General features: G+C 73.6%; 17 protein-coding genes. 6 read left to right on the top strand and 11 right to left on the bottom strand.

Features of this window, described 5'->3' with window-relative positions; translation table 11 throughout:
• Positions 1-1,239 carry an NAD(P)/FAD-dependent oxidoreductase gene (locus T328_RS13165; protein WP_496496188.1) on the bottom strand — a complete coding sequence of 413 codons (1,239 nt, stop codon included), beginning with the start codon at positions 1,237-1,239 and terminating at the stop codon, positions 1-3.
• Positions 1,236-2,378 carry a transaldolase gene (tal, locus tag T328_RS13160; protein ID WP_496496187.1) on the bottom strand — a complete coding sequence of 381 codons (1,143 nt, stop codon included), beginning with the start codon at positions 2,376-2,378 and terminating at the stop codon, positions 1,236-1,238. The genes T328_RS13165 and tal overlap by 4 nt, the downstream gene beginning before the upstream one ends.
• 342 nt (positions 2,379-2,720) lie before the next feature.
• Between tal and folE the strand changes: the two genes are divergently transcribed.
• Both folE and T328_RS13150 read left to right on the top strand, forming a co-directional pair.
• A complete protein-coding gene (gene folE, locus T328_RS13155; RefSeq protein WP_496496186.1) occupies positions 2,721-3,431 on the top strand; it encodes a GTP cyclohydrolase I in 711 nt (236 codons plus the stop codon).
• A complete protein-coding gene (locus T328_RS13150) occupies positions 3,418-4,284 on the top strand; it encodes a dihydrofolate reductase family protein (protein ID WP_496496185.1) in 867 nt (288 codons plus the stop codon). The genes folE and T328_RS13150 overlap by 14 nt, the downstream gene beginning before the upstream one ends.
• Positions 4,285-4,413: 129 nt before the next feature.
• Here T328_RS13150 and T328_RS13145 read toward each other — a convergent pair whose 3' ends face one another.
• Positions 4,414-4,569, bottom strand: a complete 156-nt coding sequence (locus T328_RS13145; RefSeq protein WP_496496184.1) for a hypothetical protein — start codon at positions 4,567-4,569, stop codon at positions 4,414-4,416.
• 6 nt (positions 4,570-4,575) lie between these two features.
• Between T328_RS13145 and T328_RS13140 the strand changes: the two genes are divergently transcribed.
• Both T328_RS13140 and T328_RS13135 read left to right on the top strand, forming a co-directional pair.
• Complete coding sequence (locus T328_RS13140) at positions 4,576-4,704, top strand: hypothetical protein (RefSeq protein ID WP_496496183.1); 129 nt, start codon at positions 4,576-4,578, stop codon at positions 4,702-4,704.
• Positions 4,705-5,049: 345 nt separating this feature from the next.
• Entirely contained in the window at positions 5,050-7,431 is a 2,382-nt protein-coding gene (locus tag T328_RS13135) for an NB-ARC domain-containing protein (RefSeq protein WP_496496182.1), read from the top strand.
• 376 nt (positions 7,432-7,807) lie between these two features.
• Here the strand turns inward: T328_RS13135 and T328_RS13130 are convergent, their stop codons facing one another.
• Positions 7,808-8,530 carry a TetR/AcrR family transcriptional regulator gene (locus tag T328_RS13130; protein ID WP_496496181.1) on the bottom strand — a complete coding sequence of 241 codons (723 nt, stop codon included), beginning with the start codon at positions 8,528-8,530 and terminating at the stop codon, positions 7,808-7,810.
• 78 nt (positions 8,531-8,608) lie between these two features.
• On the opposite strand from T328_RS13130, the gene T328_RS13125 reads away from it, so the two are divergent.
• Positions 8,609-8,923, top strand: a complete 315-nt coding sequence (locus T328_RS13125; protein ID WP_496496180.1) for a DUF1330 domain-containing protein — start codon at positions 8,609-8,611, stop codon at positions 8,921-8,923.
• Positions 8,924-9,089: 166 nt separating this feature from the next.
• On the opposite strand, the gene T328_RS13120 is transcribed toward T328_RS13125, so the two are convergent.
• On the bottom strand, positions 9,090-9,941 hold the full coding sequence (locus tag T328_RS13120) for a LysR family transcriptional regulator (RefSeq protein WP_496496179.1): 852 nt from the start codon (positions 9,939-9,941) through the stop codon (positions 9,090-9,092).
• An 80-nt stretch (positions 9,942-10,021) separates the two neighbouring features.
• On the opposite strand from T328_RS13120, the gene T328_RS13115 reads away from it, so the two are divergent.
• Complete coding sequence (locus T328_RS13115; protein WP_496496178.1) at positions 10,022-10,384, top strand: DoxX family protein; 363 nt, start codon at positions 10,022-10,024, stop codon at positions 10,382-10,384.
• Positions 10,385-10,454: 70 nt separating this feature from the next.
• Here the strand turns inward: T328_RS13115 and T328_RS13110 are convergent, their stop codons facing one another.
• The 6 genes from T328_RS13110 to T328_RS13085 form a co-directional block, all read right to left on the bottom strand.
• Entirely contained in the window at positions 10,455-12,764 is a 2,310-nt protein-coding gene (locus T328_RS13110) for a xanthine dehydrogenase family protein molybdopterin-binding subunit (protein ID WP_496496177.1), read from the bottom strand.
• 421 nt (positions 12,765-13,185) lie between these two features.
• Positions 13,186-14,946, bottom strand: coding sequence for a 2Fe-2S iron-sulfur cluster-binding protein (locus T328_RS13105; RefSeq protein WP_496496176.1), 1,761 nt, complete (start codon positions 14,944-14,946; stop codon positions 13,186-13,188).
• Positions 14,943-15,854 carry an FAD binding domain-containing protein gene (locus T328_RS13100; RefSeq protein WP_496496175.1) on the bottom strand — a complete coding sequence of 304 codons (912 nt, stop codon included), beginning with the start codon at positions 15,852-15,854 and terminating at the stop codon, positions 14,943-14,945. The genes T328_RS13105 and T328_RS13100 overlap by 4 nt, the downstream gene beginning before the upstream one ends.
• 252 nt (positions 15,855-16,106) lie before the next feature.
• Complete coding sequence (locus tag T328_RS13095) at positions 16,107-17,780, bottom strand: beta-N-acetylhexosaminidase (RefSeq protein WP_496496174.1); 1,674 nt, start codon at positions 17,778-17,780, stop codon at positions 16,107-16,109.
• Between the two features lie 110 nt (positions 17,781-17,890).
• Positions 17,891-18,202, bottom strand: a complete 312-nt coding sequence (locus tag T328_RS13090; RefSeq protein WP_496496173.1) for a DUF3039 domain-containing protein — start codon at positions 18,200-18,202, stop codon at positions 17,891-17,893.
• 30 nt (positions 18,203-18,232) lie between these two features.
• Positions 18,233-18,829 (bottom strand): YqgE/AlgH family protein, encoded by a 597-nt coding sequence (locus T328_RS13085; RefSeq protein WP_496496172.1) that lies wholly within the window; start codon positions 18,827-18,829, stop codon positions 18,233-18,235.
• Between the last annotated feature and the right edge of the window lie 51 nt (positions 18,830-18,880).

Here is an 18,880-nt window from a genome sequence, read left to right as displayed (position 1 = left end):
TCACCCTGCGGTGAGCTGGTCCAGGGGGATGTCCGGGTCGGTGAGCCTGTCCCGGTCGATGCGGTCACCCGAGCGGACCAGGCGCTGGATCGCGTCGTTGACGTCCCAGATGTTGACGTTCATGCCGGCCAGCACACGGCCGTCGGACAGCCAGAAGGCGATGAACTCCCGCCCGGTCAGGTCCCCGCGCACGGCCACGTCGTCGTAGTGGCCGGGCTCGGTGTAGCCCGCGTATTCCATGCCCAGGTCGTACTGGTCGGTGAAGAAGTACGGGACGCGGTCGTACGACGCGGGCTCGCCGAGCATGGACCGCGCGGCCGTCCCGGGCTGGTGGAGGGCGTTGGCCCAGTGCTCGACGCGGATGTGCTTGCCCAGCATGGGGTGGAGGGCGTTGGCCACGTCACCGGCCGCGTAGATGTCGGGGTCCGAGGTGCGCAGGGATGCGTCGGCTACCACGCCGTTGTCGATGCGCAGACCGGCTTCGGCGGCCAGCCGGGTGTGGGGAACGGCGCCGATGCCGACCACGACCGCGTCGGCGTCGATGCGGGTGCCGTCCGAAAGCCGCACCCCGGCGACCCTTCCGCCTGCGCCCACGATCTCGGTGAGCCGCGCGCGCAGCCGCAGGTTCACGCCGTTCTCGCGGTGCAACTCGGCGAAGACGGGTGCGATCCGCGGCCCCAGGACGCGCAGCAGCGGCAGTTCGTCCGCCTCCAAGACCGTCACCTCGACGCCGGCCTCCCGGGCAGCCGCGGCCACCTCCAGACCGATCCAGCCTCCGCCGATGAAGACGACGCGGGAGGCGGTGCGGAAGGTGTCCTTGATGCGTTCGCAGTCGCCGACGCGGCGCAGGTACAGGACGCCGTCCAGATCGGCGCCCGGCACCGGCAGGCGGCGCGGTGAGGCGCCGGTGGCCAGCAGCAGCTTGTCGTAGGCGAACCTCTCGCCACCGGAGACGGTGACCGCACGCCGGTCCCGGTAGATCGCGGTGACCGTGGTGTCCAAGCGCAGATCGATGTCCTGGTCGGTGTACCACCGAGGCGGGTGAACGAAGATCGTCTCGCGGTCCTGCTTGCCCCGCAGGTAGCCCTTGGACAGCGGCGGCCTCTCATACGGGGGGTCCGGCTCGTCGCCGATGAGCAGGAGCTGACCGTCGAACCCGTGGCCGCGCAGCGCCTCGGCGGCCTTGGCCCCGGCCAGGCTCGCCCCGGCGATCACGAACGTGCGTTGCTTGGCCCTCATGTGTGCTGCTCCCTGCTGCCGTGGGACTGAGAGGGGCCGGGAGCACGCAGGCTCTCCGCGAGCTTGCCGGCCAACTCGTCCCAGCTGGCCTCGAACTTCTCCACGCCCTCGTCCTCCAGAACCCGCACGACGTCGGCGTAGTCGATGCCGAGTGCGGACAGTTCCGCCAGCGCCTGGTGCGCCTGGCCGTAGCCCTCGCGGATGCCGCTGGCCGGCACCTCGCCGTGGTCGGCGACCGCGTTCAGCGTCGCCTCCGGCATGGTGCTGACCACATCAGGGGCGACCAGGTCCACGACATAGTGAGTGTCGTCGTACGCCGGATCCTTCACGCCCGTGGACGCCCACAGCAGGCGCTGCGGCCTGGCACCGGCCCGCTCCAGCCGCTGCCACCGCTCGGTGGCAAGCATCCGTTCGTAGTGCTCGTAGGCGATCCGGGCGTTGGCGATGGCAGCCTGCCCGCGCAGCGCGGCGGCCTGGTCGCCGCCCAGCCGGTCGAGCCGCCGGTCGATCTCGGTGTCCACCCGTGAGACGAAGAACGACGCCACCGACGCGATGCCGGACAGGTCACGCCCGGCCTCCCGGGCGCGTTCCATGCCGGTCAGGAACGCCTCCCTCACCTGGTCGTAGCGATCCAGCGAGAACAGCAGCGTGACGTTGATGCTGATGCCCTCGGCCAGACATGCGCTGATCGCTCCCAGGCCCTGCTTGGCCGCGGGAATCTTCACGAACAGATTCGGCCGGTCCACCAGCCACCACAGCGCCCGCGCCTCGGCGACAGTACGTGACTCGTCGTGCGCCAGCCGCGGATCGACCTCGATCGACACCCGCCCGTCCACACCCCCGGTGGCCTCGCACACCGGCCGCAGCACATCGCAGGCCCACCGCACATCGAACGTGGTCATGGCGCGCAACGCCTCCCCCACCCCGACCTCGCGCAGGGAGAGATCGGTGAGCTGCTCGTCGTAGGAGCCGCTGCCCTCGATGGCGCGCGCGAAGATCGTCGGGTTGGTCGTCACACCCACCACGTGCCGGTCGCGCACCAGCCTGGCCAGGCTGCCGTCCGCCAGCCGCTGCCGGCTCAGGTCGTCCAGCCAGACCGACACCCCGGAGGCGGCAAGCCGCGCAAGAGTGCCGGTCACCATCCGCTCCTCATCTCGCCGCACCTCGCCTCAGTCGCCCGCGGACGTCACCAACCCGCGAAACGCCGCATCGGATCAAGACTCGCCCATCAGCCGGGGCCACGCACCTCGGACGGTGCGGGACCAGGTGAGACCCCCTGGTCCACCGCGCGGCGGCCCCCGGGTGCGCCATCTCGATCGCCGCTGCATGCTCAAGGCGTCGAGAGATGCGGACACGAGCACTGGAGGCCGATCCCATCGATCACTGCCCCGGGGCATGCGCGAAAGCGGCGCCGGCGCTCGCAGTCCCGGGCCCGGACGGCCATGCGACAGGGAAACGGACCCGCAGGAAAGCGGTGGCATGTGACTCATCAGCAACATCACCCCATCGACACGCCCACCGTGGGCGGCCTGGCCGGCGACGACATCGGCTACGACAGCGGGGAATGGGCCGCCGTCCGCCCCCGGCAGATCACCCCCGAGCAATGGCAGCGATTCGAGGGATACATGCAGGAGATCCTCACCGCACTGGGAATGCCCGACGGATCACCAGCGACGGCCGACACCCCCCGCCGCTACCTGCGCGCGATCTTCGAAGCCACCAGCGGATACGAGGGCGATGAGAAACTCGTCACCGCCTTCCCGACCGAATGCCGCGGCGGCCCGGACTGCCGCATCAGCCAGGTGGTAGAAGGACCGATCCCCTTCTTCTCCCTGTGCGAGCACCACACCCTGCCCTTCTTCGGCACCGCGTACGTCGGCTACGTCGCCCACGAACACATCCTGGGCCTGTCGAAACTGACCCGCCTGCTCCGGCTGTTCGCCCGCCGCTTCTCCGTACAGGAACGCATCGGCCAGCAACTCGCCGACGCACTGGAACGCATCCTGCTCCCCCACGGCGTCGCAGTGCACCTGGAGGCGGTCCACCTGTGCACACAGATGCGCGGCGTCCGCGAGATCGAGTCCACCACCCGCACCACCTACTGGCGCGGCACCTACGACACCGAAAGCCAGCTGAGGATGGAGTTCTTCGAACTCGCCGGGCCAAGGAGCGCGGGACATGGCCGGGCCTGACACCGGCGCCGACTCCGCGCGCACGCAGGCACAGCACCTGATGCCGCTGTACGAGGAACCCCAGCTACCGCGCTGGAGCCTGCCACCAGTGCTCACCGCCCTCTACGGAAGCGACCTGGGCTTCGCCGAACCCGTCATCTACGCCAACTTCGTCGCCTCCCTCGACGGAGTGGTCGCCCTCGGCCCCGAACACCCCTCCTCCGGCTCGGTCATCAGCGGAGGCGAGGCAGCGGACCGCTTCGTCATGGGGCTGCTGCGGGCCTGCGCCGACGCGGTCGTCATCGGAGCAGGCACACTGCGCGCCTCACCACACCACCTGTGGACGCCCCAGCACGTCTACCCGGCCGCCACAGCCGACTTCGCCGAACTCCGCCACCGCCGACGCCGCGAACCCGACCCGGAACTCGTCGTGGTCACCGCGAGCGGCGACCTACCGACCGGGCACCCCGCCCTCCCAGCCGGCGCCGTCATCATCACCACCGCGGAAAACGCCGGAAACCTTCGTCAACGCCTCCCGGCAACCTGCACCGTCCTGGCAGCCGGGCACGGCCCCCGCCTGCCCATCACCAACGTGATCGACGCCGTCCGCGCCCGCGGACACGGCGTGGTCCTCACAGAGGGCGGCCCACACCTGATCGGGCAGCTCATCCGCGAGAGGCTGCTGGACGAGCTGTTCCTGACCACCGCCCCCGTGCTGGCCGGCCGCGCGAACACGACCCGACCCGGCCTGATCGCCGGTCTCGAACTGCTACCCGCCCACCGCCAGACAGCCGACCTCGTCAGCGCCCGGCGACGAGAGTCGTACCTGTTCCTGCGCTACCAACTCCCCCACCCCCCCCTTCCGCCGAGGTGAGTACTCCGCTTCTTCCGACGTCACACGTAGTAACGGGAGATGATTTCGAGCCGCGCCACGCGCCGACGTGGCCTACCGGGTAGAGGGCGTTCGGTGACAGGCACTTGAGCGGTGTCGGCCGGGGGGTTGTCAGCCCGGCCAGGCGAGGAACCCTCCGATGATGGTGCCGTAGGCGAGGTGCGCGGCAAGACTGATGGTCGGTGTGCCAGGGCCGTAGCTGAGCATGAGGAAGCCGGGTGGTTCGAGCAGCGCGACATCGGGGGCGCTGGTCTGCGGTGTGCCCATGCGCGGGTGGACGAGGGGCAGCAGGATGTCGACCAGCCCGGTGACGGCGAACAGGCCGTGGACGAGTCGGTCAGCCGGGCGGTGCCGACCGCGGTGGTGAACGTGGTCTCCAGCACGTTGGTGCCGGGAAGGTAGCGGCGGGCGGGTGTATAGGGCACCTCGGGCTACCCGTCCCCACGTGACGGGGCGGCCGTGACGTCAGACATTCGTCTGCTCGCGGCGGCGACTGTCCGGCACCGGCGACGAGGGGCGCGGGTGGCACGGGTGGGCGTCGAACGCGGTCACGCCGTCGTCTTCGCCGTCGTCTTCCGGCGGGTCCGTCGCATCGGCCTTCCAGATCAGTCCGTCAACCTGCCGCGGGACGCCGGCCCAGGGATGCGGCAGGGCTGTGCGGTGCTCGACGTCTCATCCGTAGGTGTCACCGATGGCGTGGTCGGTAGGGTCGGGTCGTCGAAGTTTGTGGCCCGGCGGGGGTGCATAGTGCGTGTACGTGTCCCGGCGATGGTGATGCTGGCCAGTATCGCTGTACTGGTGGGTGCGTTGGGGTCGTTGGCGGCGAATGCCGCCACGGGTGCGGAGTCCTGGCCGGGGGCGCTGGATCTGCTGCGCCGGTATCCGTGGTGGTCGGTGGGGGGTCTGACGGCACTCGCTGTCGGGACGGCGGCGGTGGCCGCATACCTGCAGGAGCGACCTGCTGCCGTGGCGGGGGATCCGCCGCCGCCGGCCGCGCCGGTGGTGCCGCCGTGGGTGGTGGACCGGGCGCAGGCACGCGAGGCGGTGGCCGCGGTATGCGGCGATCGGCGTGCGGTGGGGGTCACCACGTCCTTATGGGGTGCCGGGGGTTTCGGGAAGACGACGCTGGCGATGCAGGTGTGCGCGCATCCTCGGGTGCGGCGGCGGTTTCGCGGCCGGGTGTATGTGGTGACCATCGGTCGGGATGTGCGGGGGCGGGCGGCGATCGCGGCAAAAGTCGCGCAGGCCACCCGGTTCATCACCGGCGACACCCAGGAGTTCGACGACCCAGACCACGCCGGTGCCCACCTGGGCCGGCTACTGGACGAACGGCCCCGCACGCTGCTGGTGCTCGACGACGTGTGGGAAAGCGAGCAACTCGCGCCGTTCCTGCACGGTGGCCGCTCCTGCGTACGGCTGATCACGACACGCATCCCCGGCCTGCTGCCGGCCGGCGCGCAGCCGATCCAGGTCGACGAGATGTCCCACGCCCAGGCGATGAAGGTGCTGACCTGGGAGCTGCCGTCGCCTCTGCCGCAGGACATTGCTGAGGACCTGCTGCGGGCGACCGGCAGGTGGGCGCTGCTGCTGCGGCTGGCCAACCGCGTCATCGCCGATCAGGCAGCCACCGGCGCCGACACCACCCACGCCGCGACCACACTGCTGCAGCAACTGCGAGCCGACGGGCCAGCCGGCGTGGACTCCCCGACCGGCGTGTTGGATCTGGACGACCCCGCCGGCCGCAGCCAGGCAGTACGCGCCACTGTGGAAGCGGCCACCACCCGACTGCCTTCGGGCGGTGCCAGCCGCTACGCGGAGTTGGCCGTCTTCGCAGAGGACGAGGCAGTACCGGTGGCGTTGGTGGCACGGCTGTGGCGGGCCACCAACGGTCTGACCGAAGAACAAACCCGCACTCTGTGCCGGGATCTTCAGGCGCTCTCCCTCCTCACCCTGGCCCCGGAAAACGGCGGGCTGATCAGCCTGCACGACGTGCTTCGCGACTACCTGCGCGCCGAACTCGGCGAGAGCGAGCTGACCGCCCTGAACGCCACCTTCGTCGACACAGTCGCCACCGGCCTGCCCGCCGCCGGACCGCTGGCCGCATCGGCGCCGGACCCCGGCTACGCCTGGTGGGAGTTGAGCGACGGCTACCTACTGGACCACCTCATCGAGCACCTCCTGGCGGCCGGACGCACAGATCTGGCCGAGACGGTGGCTGCAGACCTCCGCTGGGTCGAAACCCGCCTCACCCAGCGCGGTCCCACCGCCCCCTGGAGCGACCTCACCCACATCCCCACCCCCACCGCCGCCGCCCGCGCCCGTACCCTTGCCCAAGCCGCCCACCTGCTCACACCCATCACCCCCGCCCATGCTCTGATCAACACTCTCCACAACCGCCTCGCACCCCTCCCCGCATGGCACGATCAGGTCGCCGCCCGACAACAAGATCCCGACCTGCGCCCGCGACTGACCAATGAATGGCGGCCACCCGACATCCCTCACCCCGCCCTCCAACGCACTTTCGCGGCCCACGCCGACCCTGTGGAGTCGGTGGCGGTGGCGCCTGATGGCACCTGGCTCGCCACCGGCGGCACCGACGGGATGGTACGGATCTGGGACCCGACCACCGGCACCTGCACCACCACCCTCGAAGGCCACACCGATTGGGTGTCGTCGGTGGCGATCGCACCCGACGGCACCTGGCTCGCCACCGGCGGCACCGACGGGATGGTACGGATCTGGGACCCGACCACCAGCACCTGCACCACCACCCTCGAAGGCCACACCGATTGGGTGCGGTCGGTGGCGATCGCACCCGACAGCACCTGGCTCGCCACCGGCAGCCGCGACAGGACGGTACGGATCTGGGACCCGACCACCAGCACCTGCACCACCACCCTCGAAGGCCACACCGGTTGGGTGCAGTCGGTGGCGATCGCACCCGACAGCACCTGGCTCGCCACCACGGGCCACGACGACACGGTACGGATCTGGGACATCGGCACGGAGAGTGTCATCGCCGCCGTACGATTCGACGGGTCTCTGGACCAGTGCACCTGGGCGCCCGATGGCCGCCGCCTTGCAGTGGCGGGGAATCGCGGACTGTATCTCTGCCGCTTCCACCCCTGACCGCACGCAACGGCCAGCAGGTGAAAACTCAGGCTAGCTGCGCGGATGCCAGGCGCCGCGACGCAGCCATGCGCAGCCGCCGGCATCACCTACGAGTCGTGCGACTGCCCATGTCACCGCGCCAGCGCCAAGAGGTCGACGCCCCATGAAAAGCCCAAGCATGGCGCGAAGTGAGAAGCAGGTCGCCATTGAGGTCGACGCGGGTTCGATTCCCGCCACGGCCTCCACCTTCTGACCAGCCGCTGGTGGACCTGCGCACCATCGCACGCCCCGGGTCCTCTTCACCAATGTCGCCGGCCACGCCGACGCGGCGCTCGTCGGGACGGCCGCCCGGAAGGCATAGGCCGAGGCCCCGGATCGCCCAGGCGGGCGGTGCCTAGGCCAGGCCCAGCGACCTGACCAGGTCGAGCATTTCGGCGCGGTGCAGGGCGGCCGGATTGCCCGCGACGGGGTGGATGTGGCCGTCGACCTCCAGGGCCACCAGGCCGTGCATCCGGCCCCAGACACGCAGCGCGAGCGCCGCCGCAGCGGGTGGCACGTCCGGGAGATCCGTCTGGATCTTTGCGACGTAGTCCGGGTGGAGGTCGGACCAGGAGGTCTCCTCGGGCTGCCGGTGCCGGGCCTGGGGCCAGGCCGCGGCCACCAGGCGGGTGAGTTCGCGGCACACGCGGCGTGCCGTCTGGTCCACCGGACCTTCCTCAGGGGGTTGGTAGCCGGGGACGGGGTGGCCGTAGAAGAGCCGGAAGCTCTCCGGGTGAGCCAGCGCCCACTCTCTCAGCGCCTGGCCCCAGGCCAGCAGCCTGCCGCCGGGATCGGTCTCGGGCACGGCGTTGGCGGCCGTTTCCACCGCCTCCGCGAGCGAGGCGGCGACTCCGCTGATCAGCTCGGTGATCAGGTCGTCCCGGGTGGGGAAGTAGCTGTAGATCGCGCGAGCGGTCATCCCCATCTCGCGGGCGATGCCGCGCAGGGAGATCGCTCCGGGCCCCCCTTCCGTCATCTGCCGCAGCGCGATGGCCCTGATCTCCCGGGTCGTCTCGGCCCGCAGCCGCTCCCGGCGGCTCATCACGGCCGGGACGGATCCGCCCTTGTCGATGCTCACCCGGGAAAGGCTACAGGGGTGCGATAGTCTCTGCCGTGACATTAGTACACGCCGTGTCCAAAGAGTCGGAGAATTCGCATGCCTGCTTACGTCGTCGTCAACGTCGAGGTGCTCGATGAGGAGGCCGGCTGGGCCTACGCCCCCGTGGCCCAGCAGTCCGTCCTCAGCCACGGCGGCCGTTACCTGGTCGCGGGCCCCACGCCCGAGCCTGTCGAAGGCACCTGGGACTCCCTCCGGTTCCTGCTCATCGAGTTTCCCGACATGGCCCGGATCCGGGAGTGGTACGACTCTCCCGAGTACCGGCGGGCCCGGGAGATACGCGAGGACAAGGTCCGGGTGGGCATGCTGTTCGCCGAAGGCTCGCCGCCCGAGGGCTTCTCCCTCCCGGCCTAGCCGTGCCGCGGGTGCGGTGGCAGGGAAGGCTTCCCAGATGCCGCGAGCGGTCAGTCGCCGTAGGTGAACTCGTCGTACGGGTCCGTCGGGGACGGGGCGAAGCCGGTGGCGATCACGGTGTCCACCGTCGCCGGGTCGGTGGGGAGGTGGCGGGTGCCCTGGGCCGTCAGGGGTGGTAGGCGGCGAGTGCGGTCTGGGTGAAGGCGGCGACACGGGGGTTGGTGGTGGCGGCGGGCCAGGCGAGGATCGCCGGGCTTGGGGGCATGTCCGTGAGGGGGATCACCGTCAGGCCCGGGGGTGGCTCGTGGTCGAGGAGGGTCATGCCGACCGTGCCGTTCCAGAGGACGGCTTGGCGGCATTCCTGGACGGCGCGGACCACCGGGCCCTCGCGGGGCTCGCCGCCGTGCCAGTAGGACTGCCAGCGGGGGTCGGTGCCCGGCGGGAAGCGGAACCAGCGGCGGTCGGCGAGGTCGGCCAGCGTGAGGGTGGGGCGGTGGGCCAGCGGGTCGTCGGTGCGGAGGAGGGCGCCGACCGGGTCGGTGCGCAGTTCGCGGACGGTCAGCCCGGTCTGGTCGAACGGGCCGCGGGTCAGCGCCACGTCGACCGTGCCGGCGTGCAGTCCGCAGGTGGGGTCGGTCAGGTCGGTCTCGCGGACGCGGATCTCGGTGTGCGGGTGCCGGCGGCGGTGGGCGGCGGCCAGGCGGGTGAGGCGCGGGTCGGTGCTGTCGCCCAGGATGCCGACGGTGAGGACCGCGGCGCCGGCCGCGGTGGCCACGCGGGCGCGTGCCCGGTCGGCGTGGTCGAGCAGGGCACGGGCCTCGCGCAGCAGCACCGCGCCCGCCGGGGTGAGCGCGACGCCGGCGGGCGAGCGGTCGAGGAGCGCGGCCCCGAGGTCGTGCTCCAGCTGCTTGATCGCCCGGCTCAGCGGCGGCTGGCTCATGTGCAGCCGGGCGGCTGCCCGGCCGAAGTGGAGTTCCTCGGCGACCGCCACGAAGTAGCGCAGCGTGCGTAGCTCCATGGTGCGACGATACCCGTACGGTATCGGCGTCGCGCAACGGGTCTTGGACAGCCGCGGCGCCCCGGTCGTGCAATCGGAGCATGAACGTCGCCTACTGGATCGTCGCCTCCCTGCTCGCCCTCTTCTACGTCTACGCGGGCGGCCTGAAAGTCGTCCGCAGCCGTGCGCAGCTCCGGCCGATGATGGCCTGGGTGGACAGCATGCCGATGCCGGCCGTCCGGGCGATCGGCGCGGTCGAACTGCTCGGCACGCTCGGCCTGGTCCTGCCGCCGTTGACCGGGATCGCCCCCGGGCTGGCGCTGGCCGCGGCCGTCGGCTACGTGGTCTCGCAGCTCGGCGCGGCCGGTGTGCACCTGAGCCGTGGAGAGCGGCAGATCGCGCTGAACCTCGTGCTCATCGCCACCGCGGCCGTGACCGCCTGGCTGGCGACCACCTGGCTGTGACGCCGCCCCGCGAGGGCCCCGGGGGCGGCAGCCGTAGGTGAACTCGGGCCCGTCGGGGCAGCGCCCGCCCCTACTGCACCGCCGCCGACTGCGGCCTGATCGGCAGCCGGCTCACCGGCCGCCCCGTCGCCGCCCGCACCGCCGCCGCGATCGCCGCCGGCGACGTGACCACCGGCGCCGCACTCGCCGCCTTCGCGCCGAACGGCGCCACCACGTCCCGCTCCTCGACCAGCTTCACGATCCGCACGTCGGGCGCGTCGAGCGCCGTGGGCAGCGGGTAGCCGGTGAGGTCGGGGCGGCGGACGATGCCCTTGTTCGTGCGCAGGTTCTCCATCAGCGCCGCGCCCACGCCCTGGGTGACGCCCGCCTCGATACGGGCCGCCAGCTGCCGCGGGTTGAGGACCTTGCCGACGTCCTGCGCGACGGCCATCTCCACCACCCGCACCGCGCCCAGCTCCACGTCCACGTCCACCACCGCGCGCACCGCGCAGAACGCCAGGCCCACGAACGCGTCGCCCTGCCCGTTGCCGTCCAGCGGCTCCGTCGGGTGCGGGCGGCACTGCGCCGTGGCCCACAGCTCCTTGCCCTCCAGCGCCTCCGCGACCGTCGTCGACAGCACGCCGTCATACGACGTGATCTTGCCGTCGGCGATCGTCAGCAGCTCCGCGGACATCCCGAACTTCTGCGCCAGCGGCTGCAGCAGCTGCGTACGGACCATCTTCGCGGCCCGCTCCACCGCCCCGCCCGAGACCCAGGTGTGCCGCCCGTGGCAGGCGGGTCCCGCGGTGGGCTGGTCGGTGTCGACGGGCGCGGTGTGCACCTCGTCGACGCCGAGCACCTCCTGCACGATCTGCCGGGCCAGGGTGGTGAAGCCCTGGCCGGTCTCGACCGCCGCGCAGATGACGGTGGCGACGCCGCCGCTGACGCGCACGGTCGCGGTGGCCACCTCGTCGGCGCCCTCGGCGCCGAGCATGTGCACCATGCCCAGCCCGTAGCCCACGCCCCGGCGCACGACGCCCGGCTCGCCCGCGCCCTCGGGGCCGCCGGGCAGCAGCTCGCCGGAAGAGCCGGCAGGCGCCTCGGCGGGCAGCGGCGTCTCCCGTACGGCGGTGAGCAGTTCGGCGACGGGCGCCGGGCAGGTGACGGTCTGACCGGTGGGCAGCAGGTCGCCGGTGGCCATGGCGTTGCGCGCGCGCAGCTCGGCCGGGTCCATGCCCAGCGCGGCGGCGAGCCTGTCCATCTGCCCCTCGTACGCGGCGCAGACCTGCAGCGCGCCCTCGCCGCGGACGTGGCCCGACGGCGGGTTGTTCGTACGGACCACCCAGCCGTCGACGAAGGCGTGCGGGACGACGTACGGGCCGCAGGAGAAGGACACCGCGGCGGCGAGGGCCTCGGCGGAGGTGTCGGCGTAGGCGCCGCCGTCCATGAGGATCTGCGCCTCGACCTTGACGAGCTTGCCGCGGGCGTCGGCGTGGTGGCGGTAGCGCAGGAGGGTGGGGTGGCGGTGGGCGTGGCCGAGGAAGGACTCCTCGCGGGTGGCGAGGAGCTTCACGGGCGACCCGGTGCGCAGCGCGAGCAGCCCGAGGGGCAGCTGCATGGAGCCGTCCTCGCGGTCGCCGGTGGCGCCGGGGACGCCGGTGACGACGACCTTGACCCGGTCCTGGGCGAGGCCCAGGCAGGCGGAGACCTGGTCGCGTACGGAGTGCGGGTCGGTGGCGGCGGCGTAGATCTCCACGCCGCCGTCGGGGCGCGGCACGGCGAGGCCCGCCTCGGCGCCGATGGGGGCGGGGTCCTGGCGGCCGATGCGGTACATGCCCTCGACGACGACCTCGCCGGCGGCCTGCGGGTCGCCGAAGCGCAGGGGGATGTGCCGGATCAGGTTGCCGTCGGGGTGCAGGGGCTCGGCCTCGAAGGCGGCCTGGGGGTCGGTGACGGGGTCGAGCAGCTCGTACTCGACGGCGATGGCGGCGGCGGCGAGCCGCGCGGTGTCGGGGTGGTCGGCGGCGACGGCGGCGACGGGCTCGCCGTGGTGCCGTACGACGTCGTGGGCGAAGACCGGCCGGTCGCGGACGCCGCGGCCGTGGGCGGCGGCGTCGGGCAGGTCGCGGTGGGTGACGACGACGCGGACGCCGGGCATGGCCTCGGCGGCGGAGGTGTCGACGGAGACGATGCGGGCGTGGGCGTGCGGGGAGCGGTGCAAGGCGGCCCACAGGAGGCCCTCGGCCCACAGGTCGGCGGCGTACGGGAAGGTGCCCTCGGACTTGGCGGCGAGGTCGGTGGGGGTGAGGGAGGCCCCGATGCCGCGTCCCTCCGGGTCGCCGGGGGGGACGGCGGTCGTGGCGGCGGGTGTGGCGGTGCCGGGCTCCTGCGGAACGGTCACGACAGACGCTCCCTCGTGCGCGGTGCGCGGGGGCCGCACGGCCGGGGCGCGGAGCGGTGCGGGCGGGTGCCTCTCGGCGCACGTCCTGCGGGCTGCACTCCTGCGGGTTGCACGGGGCGCGGAGCGCGACAGGACGGGCTGCCTTCGGCGGCGGGGTGCCGCGCGGATGCGGCGGAAGGCACGTAACGGGCACGCGGCGTTCCGGGCGCGAAGCACCCCGGAAGCCCCGGAAGCGGGTGCGCGGAGGCACCCGGCGCCCGCGGCTCCGCCGCCGGGGTGTGCGCCGCAGGCGGCAGGGCGCGTCGGGCGGAGGCGACCACGACGGCACGCACGCGCGGCTGCGCCGCGGCGCGCCGCGAACCGCGGGGCACGGCCGGCGTTGCCCCTGCGCCCTGCGGGCCTCGGGGTGCGGGGAGGTGGGTCACCGGGGGCCTCCCTCGTCGGGGTTCGGGGGGCGGGGCGGGGGCATGCGAAGGCCCTCGGCGACGGGGCGCGCGCCGCCTTCGCCGGGGCCCGCCTGCTGCGGGATGCGGGCGCGTCCGGTGTCGTCCGCGCCGTGCGCGTCGCTCGCGCCGTCCGCGCCGTTCGGGGCGCGCTCGCCGTCCGGGGCGCGGCGGCCCGCGATGACCTCCTGGACGGCGTCGAGGACGGCGCGGTAGCCCGTGCAGCGGCACAGGTTGCCGCTGAGCGCCCGGCGGGCCTCCAGCTCGCTCGGCGTGTGGTTGCCCTCCAGCAGGTCGTGCACGGTCATCGCCAGGCCCGGCACGCAGAACCCGCACTGCACCGCGCCCGACGCCGCCAGCGCCCGCTGCACGTCGGAGTGCACGCCCTGGTCCGCCAGGCCCTCGACCGTGCGGACCTCCGCGCCCGCGACCGTCGCCGCCGGCACCAGGCACGCGGCCACGAGCCGGCCGTCGACCTTCACCGAGCACGCGCCGCACTCGCCCTGCGAGCATCCGTCCTTCGCGCCCGCGAGCCCGAGCCGCTCGCGCAGCACGTACAGCAGGGACTCCCCGATCCACGCGCCGGTCACCGGGCGGTCAGCGCCGTTCACGCGCAGGACGTACGAGGCCAGGGGGTGTTCGTCCGGCGGCGGGGCCGGTGCGGGCGGCGGCGCCGGGGCCGTCTCCGGCTCGCCGGCGCCGTCGGGGGCGGCGGAGCCCGTGCCGGCCGCGGCATCCGTCCCGGCGTCCGTTCCGGCGTCCGTCCCGGCGTCTGTCTCCACGTGCGGGCCGCCGTCCCCGGCCCGCCCGGGTACGTACCCGGTCTCCGTGTCGCCGCCCGGCGGCCCGGCGGCCGTGGAGCGGTCGTGCAGCGCGTACTCGCCGGAGTCCTCCGGCAGGTCGTCGGGGGCGGTCGGGATCGCCCAGGACGGCGCCGTGCGCTCGCCCGGCTGCACCGGGCGCCAGGCGCTGATCTGCCCCTCGGTGGGCGGCCCTTCGCGGTCGGCGGGGTGCTGGGCGGGACCCGGGGGCACGTCGCCGTACGGGCCGGCGTCGTACGGGCCGGCGCCGGGGTCCGCGTGGCCGGCGGCGCCGGGCCATGTGCCCGCACCCTGGGCGTGCTCGGCGGGGTGGTCCGCCGGGCCCGCGCTCCACCGGGGAGCGCCGTGGTCCTCCGCCGCACCGGCCGGCGCCGCCGCGGCCGGCGGTCCGTACGCACCGGCATCCGGCACCGTCCCGGCGCCGGCGTCGCCCTGCGCGTACCCCTCGGCCCGCGTCGCGCGCCGGCTCTCCGCCACCGCGCGCCTACCCGCCTGCCCGAAGCCGCCCGCCCCGGACCGGCCGCCCTGCCCCGCGGCCGTCCCCTGCCCGTATCCGTACGCCGCGCCCTGCCCGTACTCCCCCGCGCCGGGACCGGTCGCACCCCCGGGTTCGGCCGGGTCGGCCGGACCCGCCGGGCCGCCCGCCTGCGCACTGAGACCCTCGGGGATCTGGAACTGCCCCGTCTCCCCCGGGTCCGTCGCCGGAACCGCTATCGGCGGCGGCACGTACCCGTGCCCCGGCGCCGCCAGCGGCACACCCGCGTCGCCCTCGGCGAACACCTCCGGCGGCAGCTGCACGAACGCCGTGGCGTCCGGGTCGCCGTCCGCGCCCTGCGGCATCGGCTGCCAGCCCCCGCTGCCGTACTGCTGCTGTTGCTGGTCGTCCGGCTGCTGTCCGCCCGTCTGGTCCCGGCTCACGACAGTGCCCTCCCCAGTGCCCGGCGCGCCAGCGCCGCCACCGTACGCCGCAGGTGCAGCGCCGTCGCCGGCAGCCGCGGCGGCGCTGCACCTGCGGCCCCGCCGCCGTCCGCCGTGGGCGGCGGGTCGGGGATGCACGCGGCGGCGACGTACTCGCCGAAGGCGGCCAGCGCCTCCGGGGGCAGCCCGCGGTGGCCGTCCCAGTCCATCAGCCCGGCGACCCACTGCTCGGCCTCCATCGGCCGCAGCGGCGCCGGCGCCACCGCGCCGACGGCGCACCGCACCGAGCGGCGCGCCGGGTCGAGCACCAACGCGACCGAGGCGACGGCGCGCCCCGGCCCGGTGCGCCCCGTGGCCTTCAGGAACACCTGCGGGGCGTGCAGCAGCGGCGCCCGTACGAACGCGATCAACTCGCCGGCACGCATCATCTCCACGCCCGCGAGCAGGTGGCTGACGGGGATCTCGCGGTGCCCGCCGGCGGGCTCGGCGATCAGCACGGTGGCGTCGAGCGCGGCGAGCACCGGCAGCGCGTCACCGGTGCGGTCGGCGGAGGCGATGTTGCCGCCGAGCGTCCCGGCGTTGCGCACCTGCGGCGGGCCCGCGGCGCGGGCGGCGGCGGCGAGCGCCGGGATGAGCGCGGCGAAGTCGGGCCGGCCCATGCGCGCGTGGGTCAGGCCGCTGCCGAGGAGGGCGGCGCCGTCCTGGTAGTGCCAGCCGCGCAGCTCGCTGATCCGGCCGAGGCCGACGAGCGCGGAGGGGCGCAGCAGGCCGGCGTTGACGGCGGCCATGAGGTCGGTCCCGCCGGCGACGGGCACGGCGGCGGGCATGGCGGTGAGCGCCGCGACCGCTTCGTCGAGCGAGTCCGGCAGCACCACCGTCTGCGCCGCCTGCGGTGCATGAGTGGTCAACCCTGCTGCCCCTTCCGCAGTGTCCCCCTGGAGTTCCGGCCGTTCCGCCGTACGGTACGGGCTCCCGGCCGGGACGAGGCAACTCTGGCACATTTGTCACGGTCGGGGGCCGCCTGAAGGCGGCGCGGAAGAACACGAGCGTACCCCGCTCGACACCCAACTCGGGGGCCCGGATTGGGACCTGGTCGGCGCCGAGTGGGGATTGTCACCCTTCGGGGAGTCTTGTATGACTTCTCGGGGTGGCTGACCGGCTCACACGATCGGGGGCGGCCCTTCGATCGGGCGTCCGAGCACTCCCGGGCGCTGCTGCCACGGCCGCGGGCCGCCGGGCGGGCGGTAGTCGACGCCGAGGGCGTCGAGGCGCCCGTAGTGCTCCGCCATGCGAGCCGTAAAGCCGACGAAGTCCCGCTCCGCGGGCGACGGCAGGGCGGACCAGGCGACCTCGGCGAAGGCGGCGAGCCGCGGATAGACCTGGTAGTCGAAGCGCTGCGGGCTTTCGAGCACCTCGCTCCAGACGTTGGCCTGGGTGCCGATGACGTGCTTCGCCGCCTCGCCTTCGAGTTGCGGCGGTACGGGCTCGAAGCGGTAGACGTCCTCCAGCGTGCGCACCTGCGCGATGGGGATCGGCTCGTCCGGGGCGCCCGATTCGCGGTAGTTGAGGTAGACCTGCTGCTCGGGGCACATGACGACGTCGTGGCCCGCGCGGGCGGCGGCTACGCCGCCGGCGTAGCCGCGCCAGGAGGAGACGGTGGCGCCCTCGGCGAGGCCGCCCTCCAGGATCTCGTCCCAGCCGATGAGGCGCCGGCCGCGGTCGGCGAGCCAGCGGTCGAAGTGCCGGATGAACCACGACTGCAGCTCGTCCTCGTCGGCCAGGCCCAGCTCGCGGATACGGGCCTGGGCGGCCGGCGAGGACTTCCACTGGTGCTTGGGGCACTCGTCGCCGCCGACGTGCACGAAGGCCGCGTGCTCGGCGATGTCGGCGGGGAAGAGGTCGAGCACCTCCTCGAAGACACCCTCGTAGAAGCGCAGCACCTCCTCGGTGGGCGCGAGGACGTTCTCCGAGACGCCCCACTCGCACCACACACCGAGCGCCTCGGTGTCGACGACGTCGGTGTTGCCGAGCCAGGGGTAGGCGTGGATGGCGGCCTGCGAGTGGCCGGGGATGTCGATCTCCGGGACGACGGTGATGTGCCGGGCGGCGGCGTACGCGACGATCTCGCGGATGTCGTCCTGGGTGTAGAAGCCGCCGTGCGGGCGCTCGTCCCACACGTCGGAGGCGCCGTGCCCGACCCGGGTACGCGGGCGCCAGCCGGCGTCCTCGGTGAGCCTGGGGTGGCGCTTGATCTCGATGCGCCAGCCCTGGTCGTCGGTGAGGTGGAAGTGCAGCACGTTGAGCTTGTGCGCGGCCATCAGGTCGAGGTGGCGCAGCACCTCGCGCTTGGTGAGGAAGTGCCGGGAGACGTCGAGCATGAAGCCGCGCCAGCCGAACCGCGGGGCGTCCTCGATCCTGCCGTGCGGCAGCTCCCAGGTGCGCTCGCCGAGGGGGGCGGTGCGGTACGCCGCGGGGCCGAGCAGCTGGCGCAGGGTCTGCGCGCCCCAGAAGAGCCCGGCGGGGCCGCCGCCGATGATCCGCACGCCGTCGGCGCCGACGGTCAGCCGGTACGCCTCGGGGCCGGCAGCGCCCGCGGGGGCGCCGGCGAGGGCGAGCGCGGGGTCGACGTCGAGGCGTACGGCACCGGCGGCGGCGTCGGTGTCCGGGTTCCCCGGGGCGAGCGGCAGCCCGGTGGCCGCGCCGAGCTCGGCGCGCAGCCACCGGGCGACGCCTTCCGCCCCGTCGCCTGCGGCGAGGACGGTGCCCTGGCCCAGGGCGAAGGTCGCGGTGTCGCTGGAGCGGGCGGCGCTGCGGGGCGCGGGGATGAGGTCCATGAATTCATCCTGCCCCAGGAAAGCGATTTGGACTAGACCATTCCGGCCGTGGCCCGTGGCCGTGGCCCGGCACCGGGGGCCGCGGCCCGTTGGCCGCGGCCGGGGTGCGGCTACTTCTTCTTGCCGCTGTCCTTACCGTTGCCCTTACCGCTGTCCCTGCCGCCACCGGCGCCCATGGACTCGTAGATCTCCTTGCACATGGGGCAGACGGGGTACTTCTTCGGATCGCGACCCGGGACCCACACCTTGCCGCAGAGCGCCACGACGGGCGTGCCGTCGAGCGCGCTGGCCATGATCTTGTCCTTCTGGACGTAGTGGGCGAAGCGCTCGTGGTCGCCGTCGCCATGCGACACCTCCGGCGTCGGTTCGACGAGGGTGCCGGTGCCGGTTCCGCGATCGGGCTCGGGGAGAGGAGTGCTCATGTTGGCCAAGGGTACCGACGGCACCGCGGATTAGTTGAGGCTCGGGTCGTCCGGATATGTCGCGACCATGGCAAGCTCGCTGCGCTGCCGCCGCAACACCGCGCGCCACAGCCCCTCCGGCGCAGGCGAGGACACGTCGCCGGGCTCGGACTCCACGACGTACCACGCGCCGTCGTCCAGCTCCTCCTCCAACTGCCCGGGGCCCCACCCCGCGTACCCCGCGAAGATCCGCAGCGTGCCCAGCTCCGCCGCCAACAGCTCCGGCGGCGCGTCCAGGTCGACCAGCCCGATGGCGCCGTGCACCCGGCGCCAGCCGAGCGGCCCCTCCCCGCCGCCCTGCCCGCCGCCGAGCCCGTCGCCCTGCTCGCCGGGCACCACCGCGAGGCCGAGCGCCGAGTCGAGGGAGACCGGGCCGCCCTGGAAGACCACGCCGGGGTCGCCGGCGAGGTCGGCCCAGTCCCGCAGCACATCGCCGACGCCGACGGGCGTCGGGCGGTTGAGCACAACGCCGAGCGACCCCTCCTCGTCGTGATCGAGCAGGAGCACCACGGTCCGGGTGAAGTTCGGATCGGTGAGCGCCGGCGTCGCGACGAGCAGCCGGCCCGTCAGGGATGACACCTCCGTCATGCGGACATGATCCCGCAGTTACGGGCGCGTGGGGAGCGGACGGCCGAGGAA

It is taken from the genome of Streptomyces sp. CNX435, assembly GCF_059570575.1.
The sequence above is the reverse complement of the archived record's forward strand: the minus strand, read 5'-3'. Positions and strand labels throughout refer to the sequence as shown.

What these genes read in the sequence shown, in the direction of transcription:
- T328_RS13165 (WP_496496188.1), bottom strand. Translation starts at nt 1,239, where the DNA reads ATGAGGGCCAAGCAACGCACGTTCGTGATCGCCGGGGCGAGCCTGGCC.
- T328_RS13150 (WP_496496185.1), top strand. Translation starts at nt 3,418, where the DNA reads ATGGCCGGGCCTGACACCGGCGCCGACTCCGCGCGCACGCAGGCACAG.
- T328_RS13145 (WP_496496184.1), bottom strand. Translation starts at nt 4,569, where the DNA reads ATGGGCACACCGCAGACCAGCGCCCCCGATGTCGCGCTGCTCGAACCA.
- T328_RS13125 (WP_496496180.1), top strand. Translation starts at nt 8,609, where the DNA reads ATGCCTGCTTACGTCGTCGTCAACGTCGAGGTGCTCGATGAGGAGGCC.
- T328_RS13120 (WP_496496179.1), bottom strand. Translation starts at nt 9,941, where the DNA reads ATGGAGCTACGCACGCTGCGCTACTTCGTGGCGGTCGCCGAGGAACTC.
- T328_RS13115 (WP_496496178.1), top strand. Translation starts at nt 10,022, where the DNA reads ATGAACGTCGCCTACTGGATCGTCGCCTCCCTGCTCGCCCTCTTCTAC.
- T328_RS13095 (WP_496496174.1), bottom strand. Translation starts at nt 17,780, where the DNA reads ATGGACCTCATCCCCGCGCCCCGCAGCGCCGCCCGCTCCAGCGACACC.
- T328_RS13090 (WP_496496173.1), bottom strand. Translation starts at nt 18,202, where the DNA reads ATGAGCACTCCTCTCCCCGAGCCCGATCGCGGAACCGGCACCGGCACC.
- T328_RS13085 (WP_496496172.1), bottom strand. Translation starts at nt 18,829, where the DNA reads ATGACGGAGGTGTCATCCCTGACGGGCCGGCTGCTCGTCGCGACGCCG.